The sequence below is a fragment of the Zwartia panacis genome, assembly GCF_030410395.1.
GTDB classification, from domain to species: domain Bacteria; phylum Pseudomonadota; class Gammaproteobacteria; order Burkholderiales; family Burkholderiaceae_B; genus Zwartia; species Zwartia panacis.
Map to the genome: position 1 here is coordinate 47,818 of NZ_JAUHHF010000003.1, position 22,676 is coordinate 70,493.

Below are 22,676 nucleotides of genomic sequence, written 5' to 3' on the forward strand. Positions count from 1 at the left end.
TCAGGGATGTCTTTAAACATCAGACACCCGAGGCACTCGCCGCGGCCGCTACCTTTGCTTCGGCTCAGACCGCTCAAACCGTCTGGGTCGAAGAAGGCGAGTTCTCTCCACTGCCCATTGCCCAAGACTACCTCTCGCTCAAAGGCTCGCTCAAACGCTTTAATCAGGCCGTCTGCCTGCGTGTGCCCGCCGGACTCACCCACGCCCAGGTGCTCGAAGCGCTCGAGCGTCTGCGCAATCATCACGGCGCGCTGCGCTTGCGCGCACTCTCCGACCACGGCCCCAATCCCGGCTCCCGCATGGTGATCGAGCCAACCTCGGCCCTGCCCCCCCTGATGCTGCCCACGCTCGACCTCACCGCGCTCAGCGCAGAGGCGGCCCAGCAGTCCATGGTCCAGACCTTCCAGAATCTGAGCAACGAGCTCGACCCGCAACAGTCCGGCGGCATCATGGCCGCGCGCTGGGTCCTGCGCCCACAAGCGCCCTCCCTGCTCTTACTCGTGATTCATCACTTCGCGATCGATGGCGTGTCCTGGCGCATCCTGATGGAGGATCTCGCGACCTGCACGCTCACACCCGGCGCGTCCCTGCCCGCGCGGACCATGTCCCTGCGGGCCTGGGCCGAGTCGCTCGTGCGCCAAGGCGCCGAAGGCGCACGCCGCAGCGAACAGTCACTTTGGCTCTCACAGCTCCAGGGTGCGCAAGACCTGCCCTGCGACCGCATCATCGAGCCCAGTCAAAACACCCTGGGCAGCTCCGCGCATGTGGGTGGACAGCTCAGTCAGGCCGACACGCAACGTTTATTGCGCGCACCCGCCGTCTATCACGGCGCCATCAACGACGTGCTGCTCACCGCCCTTGGCATGGCGCTTTGCCAGTGGAGTCAACAGAGTTACCAGCGCGCGCTCGGTGATCCACTGGTCGCCCTCGAGGGCCACGGGCGCGAGACCGACGAGGATCTGACACGCACGCTCGGCTGGCTCACCAGCCTGTTCCCCCTGCGCTTGCGAGTCGGTCAGCTCGACTGGTCCACGCCTGAAGCCCCCGGTCACGCCCTGCGACAGATCAAGGAGGATCTGCGCGCCCTCCCGGACAAAGGGATAGGCTATGGCGTGCTGCGTCACTTTGATCCGGAAACCAAACACCTGTTCGACGGATGCCCGCAGCCTCAGATCGTGCTCAACTATCTGGGCAAGTTCGAAGGTGAAACATCAGAAATCACATCGCACAACCAATCCTGGTCGATCGTTGAAGCCGTGTCGGGCATGTCAGGTGACGACCCCGCGCGTCAACGTCCGCACCTGCTGGAAATTAACGCACTGTTGCGGGCTGACGGCAGTCTGAGCTTTCAAATCTCATATTGCTTGCACGCGCACGATGCGCAGTCGGTATCACACCTTGCAAGAGCGTATGAACAAGCGCTATTGCAAGTGACTCAGCATTGCCTGGAGCAACCTCTCGAGATCACACGCACGCCCTCGGACTTTCCCTTAGTTTCGACCGCCAACAGCGTGCTGAGCCAACCTCTGGGTCAGGCCATCATCGATGCCCTGCTTCGTCAATATCCAAATCTTGACAATATCGTCCCGCTCACACCCGCACAGCAAGGCATGGCGTTTGAGAGCCTGGCGCGTGAACCCGGCACAGCCGATCCATGTCACATTCAAATCGCACTGGTTTTACGTGGCGACTTGAATGTTCAAGCCATGCAGCAAGCCTGGCGCAACATCGTCGCGCGGCATGATGTCTTGCGTCTGGTTCTAGCCCCTTCGCGACTCGCTCCTGGCATCGCGGTCATTCGCGAGCACGCCGCACTTGATATGCGCGTCATTGAGCTGCAGGGCTCCACCGAAGAAAGAGTCAAACAACTCAAGTCCCTCGATCTCGACGAGCCGTTCGATCTCGAAAAAGGTCCGTTGATTCGTCTGAGCATCGCGGATCTCGGTCACGGCGAGCACGCCGTCATGTTGTCAAAACACCATGTCATTCTGGATGGCTGGTCTTTGATGGTGATTCTGTTTGAGCTTGCACAAGCTTACAGTGACCAACTCAAAGGCGACATCACTGCGGTCAAGCATAGCCTATCGTGGCCCGCACACCTAGAGTGGCTCACGTCGCAGGATGTCACTCCCGGACAACAATTCTGGCAGCAGCACTTAAACGCAGTCACCACGCCTAGTCGGGTCAAGTTTCCGACACCTGCCACAATGGGACGAGGAAATGGAGAAATCTATCGTCTGCTTTCGACAGAAACACTGGCCACGCTCGATCACTTTGGCAAACAACACGGCCTGACTCAAGCCACGATCCTGATGGGTCTCTACGCGCTTGTTCTCGCTCGCATCAGTCGCATGGAAGAGATTGTGTTGGGGAGTGTGCATAACGGACGCACCGTCTCCATCGATGGCATCGATCAGGCCGTGGGTCTCTTCATTGACACGCTGCCTCACTACATGGCCATACCAAGCGGTCAGAAACTGATCGACTGGCTTGCTCTGCAACAGCAAGTCCAATCGGAGCAAGATGCGCATTCGCACATCGGTCTACTCGGTATCCAGGCTCAATCCAAAATCAAGGGACAAGCTCTTTTTGAAGCACTCTTTGTCTTTGAAAACTTCCCAACGGATCCCTCAAAAACTGCAGTAGGCAACCTCCAAGTCCAACGCATCGAAGGTCACGACGGCACAAGCTATCCTGTCGCCCTGGGTGTATTGCCTTCGGATCAGGGACTGAGCCTGCGCTTTACCTACGATCAAAGTCGCATCGATGCCGCTCAAGCCTCGGCATTTTTGGAGCGTCTCTGCGCACTGATCGATGAGCTCCCAGAGCTCGCCCACCAACCTCTAGCGGCACTCAAACTCACACGTGGCGCTGAACGCGAGACTCTTTTAGCGCAATCAAATGGTCCAGCGTTGTCAATCCTCCCTCCAGAGCTTGATTTGCCCACACTGTTTGAAGAGCAAGTCACCGTTCGTCCGGACGCACCCGCATTGATTGAAGATCAAACGTCCGGTCCCGAGATACAAACATATGCCGAGGTGGAAGAACGCGCCAATCAACTGGCACGCTATCTGATCAGCCAAGGGGTTCAAGCCGATGATGTCGTGGGCGTCATGCTTGAGCGTTCGCCTGATTTATTTATTGCGATTCTGGCTGTACTGAAAGCGGGTGCGGCATTTTTACCGCTTGATCCGTCGTATCCATCCAATCGGCTCGGATATATTTTGCAAGATAGCCAGGCCAAATGTGTCCTGAGCGTTGCCAGCTTGTATGAAACGCTTGAAATGGCGATCGACACCCCCCTGCCCAATCTCATTGATCTTGACGATCAGATTCTCGATATTCGCTTGAGCGTTTTATCTGGAGCTCATGTCTCCCAACAAGAACGGATTCTCCCCCTCTCGCCGGACAACTTGGCGTATCTAATCTACACCTCAGGTTCAACAGGTCTGCCCAAAGGGGTGTGCATCACACACCGGACAGCCGTCAACCTCGTCTTTTCTCAACGAGCCTTGTTTGGCTTGAATCATACAGATCGGGTCCTACAGTTTGCCTCTCAAGCTTTTGACGCGAGCGTCTGGGAAATGCTGAATGCCTTTGGCGCAGGCGCCGCTCTGGTGATCGCGACCCAGGCATTACGGACAGATGCCGCCACGAATCTAGGCCCCTGCCTCGCGCGTTGCGGCGTCACCCATGCCACCCTGCCTCCGGTACTGGTCGCCGCCCTTGAGGTCGACGCACTGGACACACTCAAGACACTCGTCGTAGCAGGTGAAGCTTGCCCGCCCTCTATTGTGTCTCGTTTCGCAGGTCGACTGAGGATGTTTAACGCCTATGGTCCGACTGAAACGACTGTTTGCGCGACCATGAGTCACCCTCTGGACCCTGCCCGAGATGGTTTGAGCAGCTCCGGCGCGATCAGCATCGGCACTGCCTTGCCGAATATGCAGGCTTATCTGCTGGACGCTAACCTAGAGCCAGTCCCACAGGGTGTCCCGGGCGAACTCTATATCGCAGGCGGAGGTCTTGCGCGTAGCTATCATCACCGTCCGGGATTGAGCGCCGAACGCTTTTTAGCCTGTCCCTTTGGTCCCCCCGGTGCACGCATGTACCGAACCGGCGACCTCGCGCTCAAGCACCCCGATCAGTCCATTGAGTTTCTCGGTCGGGCAGATGATCAAGTCAAAATTCGAGGCTACCGGATCGAGCTCGGTGAGATCGAAGCTGCGATCACAAAAGAGTTTGCCTGGATCGCACAAGTTGCAGTCAATGCCCGCACCATGGGCGAAGACACCAAACTGATCGCCTACTTGGTCCCTAAAGACGGCGAAACTATGCCAGATGCAGTAGAACTCAGCGAACAGATCGCGACGGTTCTGCCTCTGTACATGGTGCCTGCCTACTTCATGGCGATCGATCATCTGCCACTGACCCCCAACGGCAAGGTTGATCGACGGGCATTGCCAGAGCCCAAATCCTCAAGTGAAGAAAGCAATTACCAACACCCTCAGACTCCTGCACAAGAACTGCTGTGCAATTTGTTTAGCGAGCTCACTGGCGTTACCCGAGTGGGTCGACTAGACGGCTTCTTTTCAATCGGGGGAGACAGCATTTCGGTCATCCGACTGGTCAGCCGCGCACGCGCGCAGGGGCTATCCTTCTCTGTCCGCGATGTGTTTAAACATCAAACGCCTGAAGCGATTGCGCAGATCGCTCAGGACGCAAAAGTTGAGGAAAATTCAAGTGAGCTGCAAACCAGCGGCCACCACTCAGCCTTTGCGCTTTCTGAAAACGGTGATTTTTTCGCATTGCCTGTGTATCGAGCATTTTTAGAACTTGGTGGCTCGATCAAGCAGTTCAATCAGGCGATCTGCCTGCGTGCGCCTCTTGGCATGACCCACGCCAAAGCGCAACGCGCACTCAACCAGCTGATCGCCCACCACGGTGGGCTGAGATTGCGGATGATCAGCGGCAGCGCATCTCGAGAGTTTGTCATTGATACGCCTGATCACACACCTGAACTCTCCCTGCCAAGCCTGACGTTGACTGGCAGCACAGAGACGGAAAACAGGGAAGAGCTCGTCGCTGCTGTCTTGCCCTTGAGTCGCCAACTTGATCCCGAGAAGCCTGGCGGCATGCTCGCCCCACTTTGGGTCACCGCGCCAGATAAACCTGCTCTGTTGGTGCTTGTCATTCACCACTTTGCGATAGACGGCGTGTCCTGGCGAATTCTAATAGATGACTTCAGAGCGCTCTCCAAAGACCCATCTCATTCGCTTGAGACACCCGCAGTATCACTGCGCGCCTGGGGCGCATTCCTGAATGAGCAGGGCCAGAAAGGATTACGTCGTCACGAAGAAGCGCTCTGGCTATCTCAAGTTGAGGGAATCAATACCCTCCCAACCGATCGTGCAATTGTGCAGGCGAACAATACCTTGTCACGTGTCGCACATGTTCAGAGTGAAATTTCAACATCTGAAACCGAGCGCCTCTTGCGCGCGCCCGCTGTCTATCACGGTTCGATCAATGATGTTTTGCTGGCCTCACTGGGTTTGGCACTGCGTCAATGGTCAAAGGATCGCTATCAAACTGAACTTGGTGACCCACTCATCGACCTCGAAGGACATGGTCGAGAAACTGATGCCGATCTGACCCGGACGATCGGTTGGCTCACGACTCTGTTCCCCGTTCGACTGCCTGTTGGCGACATTTCCCTTGAGGACGTCAACAGCCCCGGTCTGGCCATTCAATCCGTGAAGGAAAACTTACGCGCTCTGCCAGATAAAGGACTGGGTTATGGCATTTTGCGCTATCTCGATCCTGCCAGTCAGCTCTCGAGCGGACGACATGCGCAGGCACAAATTGGTTTTAATTATCTTGGACGTTTTGAAAATAAAGCCGTTGCAGACCCCATGCAATGGGAGATGACTGAAGATGGCCTGATCGGTGCCGAAGACGATGAGAACCGTCCACGGCTACACCTCCTGGATATTAATGCCGTGATCTCTCACGATGGCGCGCTCAGCTTTACCATTTCATATTGCGCCGATGCTTTCGACAAGGCATCCATTGAGGCACTGACGGCGATTTTCAAGCAAACCTTGCAAAAAACTGCCGAGCATTGCGAGCAGGCTCCGCTGGCCTGTCGTTTCACGCCATCGGATTTTGCCTGGTTAAACAAGCACCGCATCACCCAACAGCAACTCAACCGTGTCGCGCAACTTCATCCAAATTTCAGCGATCTGGTGACACTAACGCCTTTGCAGCAAGGTCTGGGCTTTGAGTCATTGGCACTCGCGCAGGGCAAGCAAGATCCATATCACGTTCATCTCGTCTTGACGTTTGAGGGCAACTTCAATCTTAAAGCCATGCGAGCCGCCTGGGATGAGCTTATCCGTCGTCACGACGTTTTGCGCCTTGTGATGGCTCCCCCAGCCGAACTCCACGGACTCGCTGTCATTTTGTCCCCTGATACTAATGACTTCCGTACCTGCGCATTAACAGGCTCAAAGACTGAACGTATTCACGCGCTCAAACAGCTCGACTTTGACGATCCTTTCGATCTCGAGAAAGGACCGTTGATCCGCGTGACCTATTGCCAACTTGGTCAAAATGAGCATGCGCTCTTGGTGTCAAATCATCACATGATTCTGGACGGCTGGTCACTCCCAATCTTGATGGGTGATTTAGCCGATGCCTACGTTGCGCATTGTGGTGCGGCTCAACGTCATGCCGCACCTGTGTTTTCCTGGAAAGAGCATCTGCAGTGGCTCGAGGCACAAGATACTGAAGCCACGCATCAATACTGGCGTCAGCACCTGAACAGTCTGACTGAGCCCAGCCGATTGAGCTTGCCTGCGCCGCAGGACACCCGCGGCGGCATGAAGAATATCGAACGACTCGTCTTACCAGATACGCAACGCGCGCTCGAGCGATTTGGTCGGCAACACGGCCTGACTCAAGCCTCGGTGCTTCAGGGACTGTATGCCTTGGTACTGGGACGCACTTGCCATTTGAATGAAGTCGTCATAGGAAGTGTGCGAAATGGTCGTTCAAGCGAACTCCGCGGCGTTGATCGCGCACTCGGTCTATTTATCAACACACTTCCTCTCTATATCGCCATACCTGAAACCATCGCGCTAAAAGATTGGCTGCGAGATCAGCAAGTCACTATGGCTGAACAAGACAGCTTCACGCATATCGGCTTGCGTGAAATCCAAACCCTGGCGGGTTTTGGTGGAACGGCCTTGTTCGAGGCAATGTTTGTTTTTGAAAACTATCCAGTCAGCCACCCGGACAGCACACTTGCCGAAATCAAACTCACGCACGCGGAAAGTGAGGATGGTAATCATTACCCTGTCGGCCTTTCAGTCATGACAGGTGAAAAGCTCGCCTTGCGTCTGGGCTTTGACCAGGCACGCCTGACCACTGCTCAGGCCGAACGTTTAGTCGATAGTCTGATATTCCTGCTGGAAAATCTGGAACGATTCGCTGATACCGCTCTAAGCGCTGTTCCGATTTATGAGCCCTCAAGCCGTCAGGCCTTGATCGAAACATCCTCCGGCGCCTGCGTGGAGCTGGATGACGAGCAAGATTCATTATTAGCCATGATCGCGCGACAAGTCCAACAGCACCCTGATGCACCCGCGCTGACTGGAGGCCGCGACGCGCAGTCCTATAGCATCTCGTATCGAGAGCTCGATGCGCGAGCAAACCGTCTGGCGCGTCATCTGATTGCACATGGTGTAGGCCCTGACACCATCGTTGGTGTCATGCTGGAGCGCACGCCCGAGCTCGTGATTTCGATGCTCGCCATCATGCGAGCTGGCGGCGCATACCTGCCTCTTGCTCCAGAATATCCTGCTCAACGACTGTCCTTCATGCTCAAGGATAGTCGCGCCAAGCTACTGATTGCCTCGACAGTACATTTCGATGCCTTAGTCGACACGCTGGCTGTTCAAGAACAATCAAATATCGCGCACGACTTTGAACAAGCGCGCAAAACAGTTCGACAATCTTTACCCTCCCTACTCGACCCGAGTGCGGCGAGTTTGAATGCTCAGTTGGAATGCCTGTCGACTTCAACAATCGACTCGTCAGAACGGCGCGGTCTCTTGCGAGCGGATAACCTGGTGTATCTGATTTACACCTCAGGTAGTACCGGCTTACCAAAAGGCGTCATGCTGTCTCACCACGGACTGACAAACTACCTGAACTGGGCGCTTGACGCCTACAAACTCGACGCTGGTTGCGGCGCTCCCATCAATACCTCGATCGCTTTTGATGCGACGATCTCTAGCCTTTGGCTACCGCTTGCCAGTGGTCGCAGTGTGCACCTGCTGGCGCAGGAAAACGAAATCGAAGTGTTGGCGGATTATTTAAACCAGCAAACCGGCTACTCCTTGGTCAAGGCCACACCCGTTCACATGGATGCGCTGCGGCATTTGCTCAAACCGGAGGTGCTCAAACAACAAAGTCATGCATATGTGATTGGCGGGGAGCAACTCAATGCCTCGACCGTCGCGCTTTGGCGAGAATTCGCACCCGAAACACGTTTGATCAACGAATATGGCCCCACTGAGACCGTTGTGGGTTGCTGCGTCTATGAAGTTTCTGAAAGTACCAGCCACGAAGGGGTGATTCCGATCGGACTCCCCATCTGGAATACCCAGCTTTATATTCTTGATCCCAACCTGGAGCCTGTCCTGGATGGTGCGGTCGGTGAGTTGTATATCGGCGGCGAGGGTCTGGCACGCGGTTACTTTGCCCGACCAGGCCTAAGTGCAGAACGATTTATCGCCTGTCCGTTTGCTCAACCTGGCGCGAGGATGTATCGCACTGGCGATCTAGTTTTTAGACGTGCCGATGGCGTCTTGATCTATCTCGGCCGCGCCGACGATCAAGTCAAAATTCGTGGTTATCGCATTGAACTCGGAGAGATTGATGCGGCTCTGCTCAGCATCTTCTGCGAGATCGCCTATGCCGCAGTCATTCCCAAGACGGTCAATGATGAAAAACGACTGGTCGCTTATCTCGTCGCTCAACCAGGACAATCTCTGCCAAGCCCTGAGGTGCTGCGCGAAAAACTTGGCATCAAATTGCCTGACCATATGGTTCCGACGCATTTTGTGACTCTCGATGCGCTTCCCTTGACACCAAACGGCAAGCTGGACCGTAAGGCTCTGCCAGAACCTCAAACACATCTGGGCGATCGTCCCTACGATCCCCCGCAAAATGCTTCAGAGTCGTTGCTGTGTCAATTGTTTGAAGAACTGACTGGTAACGTGAAAATTGGTCGACAGGAAAGTTTCTTCGCGACAGGTGGCGACAGTATCCTGGCCATACGCCTGGTGAGTCGAGCCCGCGCGCAAGGTCTGGTCTTTAGTGTCAGGGATGTCTTTAAACATCAGACACCCGAGGCACTCGCCGCGGCCGCTACCTTTGCTTCGGCTCAGACCGCTCAAACCGTCTGGGTCGAAGAAGGCGAATTCTCTCCACTGCCCATTGCCCAAGACTACCTCTCGCTCAAAGGCTCGCTCAAACGCTTTAATCAGGCCGTCTGCCTGCGTGTGCCCGCCGGACTCACCCACGCCCAGGTGCTCGAAGCGCTCGAGCGTCTGCGCAATCATCACGGCGCGCTGCGCTTGCGCGCACTCTCCGACCACGGCCCCAATCCCGGCTCCCGCATGGTGATCGAGCCAACCTCGGCCCTGCCCCCCCTGATGCTGCCCACGCTCGACCTCACCGCGCTCAGCGCAGAGGCGGCCCAGCAGTCCATGGTCCAGACCTTCCAGAATCTGAGCAACGAGCTCGACCCGCAACAGTCCGGCGGCATCATGGCCGCGCGCTGGGTCCTGCGCCCACAAGCGCCCTCCCTGCTCTTACTCGTGATTCATCACTTCGCGATCGATGGCGTGTCCTGGCGCATCCTGATGGAGGATCTCGCGACCTGCACGCTCACACCCGGCGCGTCCCTGCCCGCGCGGACTATGTCCCTGCGGGCCTGGGCCGAGTCGCTCGTGCGCCAAGGCGCCGAAGGCGCACGCCGCAGCGAACAGTCACTTTGGCTCTCACAGCTCCAGGGTGCGCAAGACCTGCCCTGCGACCGCATCATCGAGCCCAGTCAAAACACCCTGGGCAGCTCCGCGCATGTGGGTGGACAGCTCAGTCAGGCCGACACGCAACGTTTATTGCGCGCACCCGCCGTCTATCACGGCGCCATCAACGACGTGCTGCTCACCGCCCTTGGCATGGCGCTTTGCCAGTGGAGTCAACAGCGTTACCAGCGCGCGCTCGGTGATCCACTGGTCGCCCTCGAGGGCCACGGGCGCGAGACCGACGAGGATCTGACACGCACGCTCGGCTGGCTCACCAGCCTGTTCCCCCTGCGCTTGCGAGTCGGTCAGCTCGACTGGTCCACGCCTGAAGCCCCCGGTCACGCCCTGCGACAGATCAAGGAGGATCTGCGCGCCCTCCCGGACAAAGGGATCGGCTATGGCGTGCTGCGTCACTTTGATCCGGAAACCAAACACCTGTTCGACGGATGCCCGCAGCCTCAGATCGTGCTCAACTATCTGGGACAGTTCAATGAAGAGAACAAAAACGATCATGAAGGATCCTCACGCAAACAACAAAAACAATGGATATTTGACCAAGGTGGATTGACCGCCTGCCAGGACGACGATGATCGTCAACGCATGCAGTTACTCGATATCAACGCAATGGTCGATCCACAGGGTTGTCTGCGGTTGAGTGTTGCATACTGCAAACACGCGCATGATGAGTCGACAATTCAGGCGTTGATTCATGCGTATACACAAGCGCTGATCACGTTGACCCGGCATTGCCTGGAAGATCCTCTCTTTAATCGTCACACACCCTCTGATTTCGAACTGATGGGACAGTCGTTGACGCAAAGCGCGCTTGATATCCTCATCAGAAAGTACCCAACGCTTGAGGACATCGTACCGCTCACGACGCTGCAGCAGGGCCTCGCATTCGAGAGCTTGTCTCGCGAGAAAAACTCAATCGATCCCTACCACGTACAGATGGTCTTCACCTTTAGTGGGGATTTTGATCTGGCGGCGATGCAACGCGCCTATCGACTTCTGATCGAGAGGCATAAGATTTTGAGGCTCGTTGTGGCACCGCCATCGACACTCGAAGCAGCAGGCGTCATCTTGGACGGATCGACCTTCAAGTGCACGATCGCGGAGTTGAATGGATCCAAAGAAGATCGCCTCGCACAGCTTCGTCAGCTCGACATCGATGCGCCCTTTGACCTGACGACCGGACCGTTATTCCGGATGCGCTTAGCCAAACTGGATAACAGAAACACAGCGCTCTTAATCTCTAACCATCACATGGTGCTCGATGGTTGGTCGACACCGCTGATGCTAAAAGACCTCGCTCGCTTTTATGAGGCCGAGCTCAAAGGCTCACCCATTCAGCTTGCCCGCGCGTTCGACTGGAAAGACCATCTTAAGTGGCTCAAACAGCAACCCGAAGACGCTGCAATCGCTTATTGGAAACAGCACCTGGCGGCAGCGGAGGATGCCGGTCAGCTCATGCTACCTCACCCGGCTTCACCAAAACCTGGGATGGGCGATCTCAGGTTACATCTGGATGCTCTGACCACCCGTGAGTTCGAAAAAACAGCACGTGATCATGGTTTGACACCAGCCTCTGCACTCCAAGGTCTTTTTGGTCTATTGATGGCGAAGATCAGTCGCACAGACGGACTTGTCATCGGGAGTGTTCGTAACGGACGTGGCAGTCAGCTCACTCAAATCGATCAAGCGATCGGACTATTTATCGAAACTTTACCATTGTGCCTGACACTCACGCCTGAGCAATCTCTGATTGACTGGCTGCGCACACAGCAAGACGAACAGGCTCAGCAAGATGCACACGGCCATCTGGGTCTGGCTCGTATTCAAAAACTTGCTGGTCACAGTCAGTCGAACGGACCATCGTTATTTGAAGCGCTCTTCATTTTTGAAAATTACAATTCAGGCAATCTCGGCGTCGGCGAAGAGTCAACACAAAATGGCACGCTGACCCAGACAGACTCGCAAGGTATCGATGGTACTCACTACCCGGTCTCACTGATCGCAGTTCCAGGGCAAGAGCTTCTTTTGAGACTGACCTATGACGAGAAACGTCTGGATCAGCCTAATGCTCATTGGATCATCGAACGCATTGCGTATCTTGTTCAAAGTTTCGCGCAACATAAAAATCTCGCTCTAGCCAACATTCCTTTGCTTAGCGCAGATGAAAATGCAGCCTTGCTCAAACGTTGCGTTCAACACATTGGCTTGGCGCCTCGCGACAAAACCTCACCCGTGCTGTTTGCGGATCGTTTAGCTGAGCTAGCCGTTCGATACGCCACGCAAACAGCGCTGATTAATCAACAACAATCCAGGGAAGATACATTCAGTTATGCCGAGCTCTTGGGGAAATCAGCGCAACTTGCACGGATATTGATTGAGCAAGGTATTGGCCCAGGCTCTCTTGTTGCGATTTTGCTCAGTCGCAGCCCACAGATGCTGACCACTTTGCTGGCGGTTCAACAGACTGGTGCCGCCTATTTACCACTTGATCCAGAATACCCCGCAGCTCGCTTGCAGTATATGTTGGCGGATAGTCAGGCAGAGTGTCTGGTCACGACAACGAAATTGTCGGAGTCGGAATCCTTCAAAGGCCATTTGAATTGCCCACTCACCATACTGCTGGATCAGCCGATGTTGATGACAAGAATGTCTCGACAATCGATCCAACCCATTACACAACAAGAGCGTACAGTCCCTGTCGATCCAGATCATCTGGCCTACGTCATCTACACTTCGGGCAGCACAGGCAAACCGAAGGGCGTCGGTCTGACGCACCGAAATTTGGCGATCTTTTTAGAGTCTGCCCAGCGTGTCACGCCAATTTCCAATTCGGACAGATTACTGGCCATCACGACGATCGGTTTTGACATTGCAGCTCTGGAGCTCTATTTGCCCTTATTGCATGGCGCAACCATTGTTTTACTCAGTCCGGAGGAAACCAAAAATCCAGCGGCGCTTCGTCAAGCGATCGATCACCATGCCGTCACCATGATGCAAGCCACCCCTTCTCTTTGGGATCTTGTCGTCAGTGAAACTAAGGAACAACATCCCGCACTGAGAATGCTGGTCGGCGGTGAGGCCCTTTCGTACCGGCTGGCACAAACGATGCTCAGGTTTGGGCATTCTGTCACCAACATGTACGGTCCGACCGAGGCGACAGTCTGGGCGAGTACACAAAAGGTTTCCCTCGAAGTATTCAGATCTCAAACATCACCGGCACCTATTGGTCAACCCATGAACAACTATGCCATGTTTGTTCTGGATGACAGCCTCGCTTTGGTGCCCGATCGCGTAGTGGGAGAGCTTTACATTGCAGGGCCTGCGCTTGCCCAGGGGTACGTCAACCGACCCGGGCTGACTGCGGAACGCTTTATCGCCAATCCTTTCGGTCCCGAAGGAACCAGAATGTATCGCACAGGCGATTTGGCCCGATGGGGAAGCGATGGCAATATCGAATACATCCGTCGTGCGGACCAACAAATCAAGATTCGCGGCTTCAGGATCGAGCTCGGTGAAATTGAAAACGCCCTATCCACGATTGAAGGGGTCAGCCAGGCAAGCGTTCAAGTCAAGGAAGTCTCTGGGGAAAAGCGACTCGTTGCTTACGTTGTCAGAGGTCAGACTTCGACGATTGACAAAGAAATCACACAATCGAACCAAGAACAACTTGAGAACTTTAATACAGTTTGGGATGCGATTTATCGGGACAAGGCTGGACCCAACTCAGCAGAATATGACTTTTCCGGATGGCTCAGTAGCTATGATGGTCAGCCTATTGATCCCGTCGAAATGCATGAATGGCGAAACCTGACGGAACGCAGGATTCGTGAACTGGAGCCGCGCCATATTTTTGAAATCGGCTGCGGTGCAGGCCTGCTTTTGCTGCCTATCTCGCGTGCGATTGATCATTACACGGCGATTGATTTCTCGAGCGTGACCATCGCGGCGCTTGAAAAGCAGCTTGCTCCTTTAGGTCTCAAGAATGTCTCATTGCATCATCAGTCTGCCGACATTCCCTTCCCTAAATTCAAACAGCCCGTCGATACGATCGTCATCAACTCTGTGGCCCAATATTTTCCGAATGTCGACTATTTCCTAGAAGTTCTTGGTCGATGCGTGCACGAACTCAGCAATGGCGGTCAGATCTTTGTCGGCGACGTATGCATGCTGAATCTGCTCGAATTAAGGACCGCTTCAGTTGAGTACTTCAAAGCGGATTCCGAAGTGACTGTTCATGTGTTGAGGGATCAAGTGCAACGCCGCCTTGAAGCGGAAGAGGAGTTGTTACTCGATCCTGCGCTCTTTGCGAAACTCAAGCATCGCTTCTCGGAAATCAGCGACGTAGAATTCACCTTGAAACGCAGCATCTACGCCAACGAGATGTCCCTTTTTCGCTGCGATGTAGTCATTCACGTGAATCAACGTTCACCCCATCGCGATATACCCTCAAACGAACAGACGCTTGATGCGCGAATGACACCACTCGGCATTGAAGATTTCGCCAAACTTCTGGAGGGACGACCCGACCGCTTATGGGTCAAAGGCATCTCAAATGGAAAATTGGTGCGAGACCTGAATATTGTGTCTCGACTCAGGGATCGCCAAGAGCAGGATACTGTCCTCAAAAAATCCAGCATGCTTCACGATATTGAGCTTGCGTCTCAAGGAGCACTACTGCCCGAAGCGCTCTATGAGCTGGCTGAAAAGCTAGGCTATTGGGCAGGACTCATGTTCTCCTCGTCCAATCCCGAACAATGCTTTGATGCTTATTTTGTCAAGCATAGTCTTGCACCAGGGTTAACCGGCATTCCTTGCAATATGCTCTATGCAGGCGACCAATTGGCGCAGCGCCCATGGACAGAGCTCGCCAACCAACCCACTGTTCGCGATATGAATCGTCTATTCATCGCGCATCTGAAAGACACACTTTCGGCCTCCTTGCCAGATTACATGGTGCCGTCCAATTTTGTCGTGTTAAGCCGTATGCCTGTGACCCCCAATGGCAAACTCGATGCGCGCGCCCTTCCGGACCCGGAAATCGCAGGATCCGAAACCTATCAAGCGCCTCAGAGTGATACGGAAATCATCCTGTGTGAATTGTTCTCGGGATTGACCGGCGCGAACCGAGTGGGTATCCATGACAACTTCTTCGCACTGGGTGGACACTCGCTTTTAGCGATGCGATTGGTTTCTAAAGTCCGTGAGGCCTGCGGTGTAGAGCTGCCGATGCGTGCACTCTTTGAGCACCCCACACCTGGACAACTCGCACACGTCATCGAAACCGGACAAACACGCCCCTACACTCCCTTGGTGCCTTTACGTAAAACCGGCTCACAGCCCGTGCTGTTTTGCGTACACCCAGCAGGAGGCAGTGCCAGCGTTTACGGTAACCTAGCTCAGGCGCTGGGGGCTGACCAACCCGTCTGGGCGCTGCAAGCCAAAGGATTGGAAGCGGGTGAAACACCGCACACTTCGATGCAAGAGGTCGTCAAAGTTTATGTCGCAGCCCTACGTGAAGTCAGTCCGCATGGACCTTACCGACTGCTTGGCACTTCTCTCGGAGGGACGATCGCGCACGCGATGGCAGCAGAACTCGAACGCCAGGGATGCCTCGTCGACAAACTGATTCTTGTCGACACCGCCACAATCTCCAGCAGTACCCTCAGCGCGGATCCAGACGAACGGGCGCGCCAAATTGTGAGCGCAATCGCACAAGATGCGGGCATCGAACAAGCCGCATTCGCTTCTGAAGAGGGTTTACTCTTGCAAATCAGAGACCATATGGCCTCAGTCAACATGATTCCCGACGAAATGCCCCTGGACTGGTTCAAACGAATGCTTGATCACTCCGTTCAAGCAAGCAGTCTGACCGCGCATCACGTCCTGCCAGTCGTTCAGGCACCCATCTTGCTGGTGAAGGCCACCCTCGAGGTCCCGCCTGAAAATCCAGCAGTTTTCGACTGGTCGCCTTATACGACAAATCAGGCTCAAACCGTCGATATTCCCGCCAGTCACTCGGATATTCTGTGGCGACAAGAGACGCTGGTTTCGCTTGCAACGGCAATTAATCGCTACCTTTCCAACCCTTAGACCCGCTTTGTTCAAAGCATTTTTAGGAAGATCGGCTGACGCACCCAAAATGTATCAGCCGATCGTTCGCAAGCCCTTGTTTTGCAAGTAATTGAGAGGTGTCCCGGCGGATTAATCATTAAGCTCTAGGCTCTCGACGACGGATACTGATGTTTATGTCTAGCCAAAAAGATTTGGTCGCACCAGCTGACCCATTGAATTTAGAAAACTATCAGCCTGAGCGTCCTGACTGGACGATTGATCAGGGATGGGAACGATATACGGACCAAGAGCATGCGACCTGGCGAACGCTCTATCAGCGCATGACCAAGCTCATGAAAGGACGTGCCTGCGAGCTGTTTGAGCGTGGCATCAAAGAGCTGCCGATGGATTCAGAACAAATCCCCAATTTTGTCGAACTCTCCGAGCGTCTGTACAAGCATTCTGGCTGGACAGTTGTGGCTGTTCCGGGGCTCGTGCCTGACAATGTGTTCTTTGAACATCTGGCTAACCGTCGATTCCCCTCTGGATGCTACATCCGTAGACCACACGAAATGGATTACCAGGAATATCCGGATGTTTTTCACGATATTTTTGGTCATATCCCGCTGTTGATGTACCCCCTGATGGGCGATTTCATCCAAAGCTGCGGCAAAGCCGCCGTTAAAGCTCACCAGCTGAATCAAACTGATCTGCTCGAGCGCATCGCTAGGCTCTACTGGTACATCGTCGAAGTCGGGCTGGTGCAAGAAGAAGATGGCCTTCGTAGTTTCGGTGCAGCCATCGCCTCTTCCGAAAAAGAAATTCTCTTTGCTCTCGAAGACCGATCACCCAATTTAGTCAAGTTTGATGCAAGACGCGTCATGCGCTCTGAGTTCTGGATTTACGATTTGCAGCAAACATATTTTGTCCTGAACAACATGAATGATCTTATCCATATTGCACAGCTTAATCTTGAGTCGCTCGCCGCTGAGTTAGCCGGCACACCAGACATCGAGTTAGGTGAGATCACCGATGAGGATGCAGTCATCCAATGCGGCACATTGCATTATCACGAACAAAAACAACCTCAAGCAACCGCCGCCTGAGTAGACACGTCCAATAGACTGGATTACGAAATCATGACACTGACAGCCAATCAAATTGACGCCTACGAGCGGGACGGATACTTTGTCCAGCGCGATGCGCTCAGCCAAGAAGAGGTAGAAAACCTTCTTGCATGCACGCTGGAGTTTCAGACTCAGTCCTACCCTGGGCATGTCCTGGAAAAAGACGGCAAAACATATCGCGCCTTTCATGGCTGCCATCTTTACGATGAAACCTACAGTGACTTGATACGCGCGCCTCAGTTTCTGACGCCTGCAAAACAGCTCCTGAAAGATGAAGTCTACATTCATCAACTTAAAGTAAACGTCAAGCAGGCCTTTTCCGGAGAAATGTGGCCGTGGCACCAGGACTATATCTACTGGAGAAACGAGGACAACATCCCGACAGCCAACATTGTCAGCGTCATGATTTTTCTGGATGACATTGATGAATTCAACGGACCACTATTTTTCATTCCTGGCTCTCATCTCATTGGCTGTGTCGATACTCCCAAAGCCCCTGATGCACCCGCAGGCTGGGAAGGCAACGTCAGCGCATCTCTTACTTATCAAATTGATGCGCCTCTCGTTACGAAGCTTGTTGAAAGAGGTGGCTTGTTTTCAGCGACCGGAAAAAAAGGGACCGCGGTTTGGTTCCACGGAAATCTTGTGCATGCTTCCCCGCCAAACATTTCACCGCGAAACCGCCGAATTGCGATTCTCACCTACAACGCAGTCAGCAATACACCTATCACGCAGCCTAAAAATCTCAGACCAGAATTCCTCAACGGACGCGACTACCGCCCCCTTGTGGCACTAAACACCGAACAACTCGCCGTACCCGCTTGAGAAATATGATTCATCCTCCACAAAGTTTTGCACATTCAAGGCACGATTCCATCGAGCGTATTTCGGTCAATTACCTCACGCCTGAGATATTTTTCAACGAGTTTCAGCGTCAGAATAAACCTGTGATCCTGACCGATGCGTTCAGTGACTCAGTCCCAGTCGATGCCGAGAAATTAATGTCTCTCGTAGGCAGTATGGAAGTGCCTGTGCGGGTCTATGGTCCTGATCGCTTTCAGACACCCAAAGCAGAATGGAAAAGCTATTGCGAAATCCGCAAGATGACCGTCAGCGAATATTGCGAACTTCTCAAAAATGGCATTGCAAAACGCGACAGTATTTATCTTGCGATGATCGATATGGGCAAGACCCCCTTCCGACGGGTAGTCGGACCAGGCATCGATTTGATCGCTGAAAAGACCGGTCTGCGCCGACAACTGCCCAACGACGTGAACGTTTGGGTTGGACCGGGTGGGCACGTCGAGCCCTTGCACTACGATGGCCAAGATGGCACCCTGTCACAATTTCGTGGCACCAAACGTGTTTCATTATTTCCCCCTAGCATTCAAGAGGGGCTGTACCCTTTCGAGATGTCACATGGCGGACTGACACCAAATTTTAGTCAGGTATATATTGATCGTCCGGATTTTGACCAATTTCCCCGTCTGCGTGCGGCACTTGCAGAACGACGCATGGTTGACTTAGCGGAAGGTGAAACGCTTTATATGCCAGTGGGTTGGTGGCATGAAATCGAAGCGCTAGGCAACGACTACATCTGTTCAGTCAATCGCTTCTGGAAAGTTGATCCCATATGGCGTTACAAAGAAGCCCCTCAAGCGGCATATCTGTACGGAATGTCGCACCTGTTCCGCCTCAAACAGCGGATCAAGCGCTTCTTCAACTAATAATTATGCTGGCAGCGTGACGTCCGCGCTGCCAAACAAACGTTCAGCCTGCAAACCCAGATCCCGACATGCGTCGACGAGCATCCTTGCGTTCACAGCGGGCACTGTATCCTCCGAAGGATCAATACTTGTTATGTATTGAAGCCACGGTTCAGCCCCCATCGCATAAACATAAACGCGTTGGCTACCCAAACTTTTAACAACTTTGACCCCACGTTCTGCATCTGACCCGTTAAGGCGTCGAGTCTGATCTTTTTTACGATCAACTGCTACTGGAAGTAAAGGTCCATAAATCCAACTGAAAGGTGCACCCTGACACTCCTGACCAATGAACAAAGTCTCGATGGGACCAAAGATCTGTTTGAGATGTTCATACATCAGGGGTTCGAGGTTGTTGCTATCGGCTGCAAAAAGCAAATTTTGCGTGCCAGCTCTAACCAACCAAGCTGCTTTGGAACGAATATCAAGATCTCCGTGCTCCCCAAGAAACGGCAAGGCTGTGATTTGCATTTTGCCGCTTTCAACACTATCTAAGGAATCAAGTTCGATTACTTTTTTAAATCCAATAGACTCAAGCATGAGTTTTAACGATGGGTCTGCAAGCCCTCCACCAGCACGAGGGACAATAATCGTATCGATCTTGTAGCGCAAAGCTAACAGAGTCTCCAATAGGACATGGTCAGCATGATTGTGTGTCAGCACAACAAAATCAATACGGCTTGGCAGGTCTCTCAACACTAAACGTTCAATGCCGCCATTCGTGTCGTAAGCAACAATTGGGTCCACAAGTACATTCGTTCCATCATCTGCTTCGACCAGTACGCAGGCATGTCCAAAGTAGCGCCAACGGGTCCCGCCCTCATGCTTGCGTTCGACAACGTCAGGCACCTGATTCGTCAGAAAATCCAGAAACTTCTTATCAGTAACCCCTGCTCGCGCCAAACGCTCCATCACTGAGTCAAGAGGTTGTGGCGTAATACGCAAAGCCGCCAGATAGTCGTATATTTCGTCACTAAAAGGTTGTATCAGTTCTACGGCATCAGAACGTGACAAGCGCGGTGTGCTGAACACGAAGGCGCGATTATCTCCGTTCGCCTGATAAATCAGGGCAGACTGCGAGGCAGGATTGTAGGCTGGACTCTTGTAGAGCAGCGGCTCAATCACACGCAAATCAGGATGACCTCCCAAGGTGTAATACAACTCGACGTACCCCCTGACCGGTGCGGGCAAAGTTTCATAAAACTTCTCGATACTGAATCCGTCAGCTTGCTTTAAAAGGTTGCGGTAAGCAGTACGTAACGCTTCGCCAAACTCGATCTGCTGAGCCTGACGCTCTTTGGTTCGGGCAATCAAATCACGCACTTCATCAACAGCGCTTGCCGGAAGATCGACAAAAGGCCCACCACGCAGGTTTGGGTTTTGACAAGCCGCAGCATGAACGTCCGGAGCGTTGACAAAAGACTCGAGTAAAGTCAAATGCCTATAGGGAACATTCAACGCAGCGGTCGCAGGTGAAATCAGATGCGACCAGGCATACCACCTCTCAACCAAAGGCTCGATCACCACATCCGCTTTTAAGATCACTAATTCAGACATTCTTTTTCCATTCAAAAATTCAGGGTTCAATATCCACTGCGATACAAAGTTGATATCCCACGCCCCAGACTGATTTGAGCGCAACATCCGAGCCTGGCTCAGAGATCTCGCCAAGCTTGCGCCTCAAGCGACTCACCAGACTTTCCAACGCACGCTTTCCCATGTCTTCAGATCCGGAGCGCTGACTGAGAATTTCAACAATGACTTCATTTTCCAGCGTATGGTTGGGCGCCTGAATGAGCCCCACCATCAACACTTTTTCGCTGTTGGTCAGTATGGCGCGCTGCCATTCAGCGGGCCCCGTGATCGATCTGTCTTTGAGTCTGAGCTTCCAGCGTTTATTCAGCACACCCATATTGAGCCGACGCATCAGACTATGGAGGCCAGCGGTCAGCTCCTCGGGTGAGACAGGTTTATAAAGGTAAATATCCGCGCCAGACTCATAGCCCTTGACCCGATCGGCAGTCGAGCCACGTGCAGTCATCATGACAATCCCAACCTTGGGAATACTGTGACGAATCCGTCTGGCAATGCTCAGTCCGTCTTCACCTGGAAGCGTCAGATCAAGAATGAATATATCGATGGGTTCCGTGATGAGCAATTCATCGAGGGACTTTCCGTTTGCGACACCAAACACCTGGAAACCCGTCTCTTTGAGATGATAGAAAATCTCCTTGCGTAGCAAGGGATCATCTTCAACCAAAGCGATGCGGACATCGTAATTAGACTGACTCATTGTGTGCCGGACGAGGGTGTATCCAAGTCCAGCATTCTAATTGTCAGGATCGTATTTCCAATGCAAACCTCTCGCAGAAGCTCTCACTGAAGGATCATGACCAGTATCGACGCCATGATCATCGCAATCAGGCCACCTCCTACATAGAGGCCATAGAGTCGTCCGCCACTCACGAAAGCCAGCACGGCCTTGGCAAGTGAGGCCGAAGCCAGCACGATCCATACACCCCATTGAGCCGCTTGGGGTTCAAGCCCTCCGGTCGAACTCAACTGAGCAATGCTTGCCGCAGCAGCCTGAAGCTCGACCAAAGCGACTAAACCTGCCGAGATCAGTGCTCCGGCTTCACCCAGAAACTCGCGTAACCCAGCCGTCATGACAATCACCAAGGCGATGATGGCGGCGATTGATATGGCATGCGTCAGCTTGAACGCACGGGCACTCACTGCTTCGGGCAACACCACGCGATGACCGTCTTTTAATAGGCACAGCAAAGCTGCCACGATCAGCACACCCGCACTCACGGCGAGGACGATGAGCATGTCATTCAAGAGCTCGGGCGCGGCCGCAAAAAGAACAGCCGCCATCAAGAGTAGCGACGCCAGATTCGCCAACAACGCCCCCGCGCTGGTAACAGCCGTCAGCACAGGAGCTTCTTTGGCCTGCATACCAAACGACGCAACGGCCAAAGTCGAGGAAACAAAACCAGAAAAAAATCCAGCGATAGGCAACCCGAGCTGGGCCCCAGCAGCACGTTGCGCAATGTGTCCAATCATGCCGACCGCCATGACGAGCACAACCAGTCTCCAGACCATATGCAAGTCCAGTACGCCCCAGGGATCGAGTGGCTGTTGCGGCAATAAAGGCCACACCACCACCGCAGCTGCCGCAAGCATCAAGGCATCTTCAAGCTCATGATCAGTGATGAGCTCTCGTGTCAGATGCTGTAACGGCTTTTTGACATACAACAAGATGGCAACCACAACGCCGAGCGCAGAAGCCAGGACGCGCTGATCCCTCGCTAGGCCGCCCAGTACAAAAGTCAGGACGATGGCGACCTCACCCGTCATGCCTGGGTCCGCATCCGAAGTTTTAAGATAACCAATCACTGCCAGCGCACCAATCGCAAGCAAGGCGGCGACAAACGCCCATGAACCCAAACCCCAGGTCACCGCTCCCAGCAGTGCGATCAGGGCATGCGTTCGCGTCCCGGCTTTGGCCACTGTCAGCAAATGAGCGCGCTCTCGCACGACACCGATTAACATTCCCAGACCGAGTGCAGTCACCAGACCTCTTAGTGCCTCATCCCAGTCCATACAACACCTTTATC

The 22,676-nt window shown here is 53.8% G+C and carries 7 protein-coding genes (1 of these 7 running past the window's edge); 4 read left to right on the top strand and 3 right to left on the bottom strand.

The window, feature by feature from the left end; all coding sequences use genetic code 11:
• The 4 genes from QWY30_RS05060 to QWY30_RS05075 all read left to right on the top strand — a co-directional run.
• On the top strand, nt 1–16,202 hold the 3' portion of the coding sequence (locus QWY30_RS05060; RefSeq protein ID WP_290238814.1) for a non-ribosomal peptide synthetase. It extends 3,145 nt beyond the left edge of the window; the window shows 16,202 of its 19,347 coding nt (coding positions 3,146–19,347); the start codon falls outside the window, past its left edge; the stop codon is at nt 16,200–16,202.
• A 155-nt stretch (nt 16,203–16,357) separates the two neighbouring features.
• Nucleotides 16,358–17,269, top strand: a complete 912-nt coding sequence (gene phhA, locus QWY30_RS05065; RefSeq protein WP_290238816.1) for a phenylalanine 4-monooxygenase — start codon at nt 16,358–16,360, stop codon at nt 17,267–17,269.
• Between the two features lie 33 nt (nt 17,270–17,302).
• Nucleotides 17,303–18,115, top strand: coding sequence for a phytanoyl-CoA dioxygenase family protein (locus QWY30_RS05070; protein WP_290238818.1), 813 nt, complete (start codon nt 17,303–17,305; stop codon nt 18,113–18,115).
• Nucleotides 18,116–18,120: 5 nt separating this feature from the next.
• Complete coding sequence (locus tag QWY30_RS05075) at nt 18,121–19,017, top strand: cupin-like domain-containing protein (RefSeq protein WP_290238820.1); 897 nt, start codon at nt 18,121–18,123, stop codon at nt 19,015–19,017.
• Between the two features lie 3 nt (nt 19,018–19,020).
• On the opposite strand, the gene QWY30_RS05080 is transcribed toward QWY30_RS05075, so the two are convergent.
• The 3 genes from QWY30_RS05080 to QWY30_RS05090 form a co-directional block, all read right to left on the bottom strand.
• Nucleotides 19,021–20,613 (bottom strand): MBL fold metallo-hydrolase, encoded by a 1,593-nt coding sequence (locus QWY30_RS05080; RefSeq protein ID WP_290238822.1) that lies wholly within the window; start codon nt 20,611–20,613, stop codon nt 19,021–19,023.
• Nucleotides 20,614–20,632: 19 nt separating this feature from the next.
• Nucleotides 20,633–21,349, bottom strand: a complete 717-nt coding sequence (locus QWY30_RS05085; protein WP_290238824.1) for a response regulator transcription factor — start codon at nt 21,347–21,349, stop codon at nt 20,633–20,635.
• 83 nt (nt 21,350–21,432) lie between these two features.
• Nucleotides 21,433–22,662, bottom strand: a complete 1,230-nt coding sequence (locus QWY30_RS05090; protein WP_290238826.1) for an MgtC/SapB family protein — start codon at nt 22,660–22,662, stop codon at nt 21,433–21,435.
• Nucleotides 22,663–22,676: the final 14 nt, after the last annotated feature.

Coding starts and splice junctions, on each gene's coding strand:
- QWY30_RS05070 (WP_290238818.1), top strand. CDS start 17,303: ATGACACTGACAGCCAATCAAATTGACGCCTACGAGCGGGACGGATAC.
- QWY30_RS05085 (WP_290238824.1), bottom strand. CDS start 21,349: ATGAGTCAGTCTAATTACGATGTCCGCATCGCTTTGGTTGAAGATGAT.
- QWY30_RS05090 (WP_290238826.1), bottom strand. CDS start 22,662: ATGGACTGGGATGAGGCACTAAGAGGTCTGGTGACTGCACTCGGTCTG.
- QWY30_RS05075 (WP_290238820.1), top strand. CDS start 18,121: ATGATTCATCCTCCACAAAGTTTTGCACATTCAAGGCACGATTCCATC.
- phhA (WP_290238816.1), top strand. CDS start 16,358: ATGTCTAGCCAAAAAGATTTGGTCGCACCAGCTGACCCATTGAATTTA.
- QWY30_RS05080 (WP_290238822.1), bottom strand. CDS start 20,613: ATGTCTGAATTAGTGATCTTAAAAGCGGATGTGGTGATCGAGCCTTTG.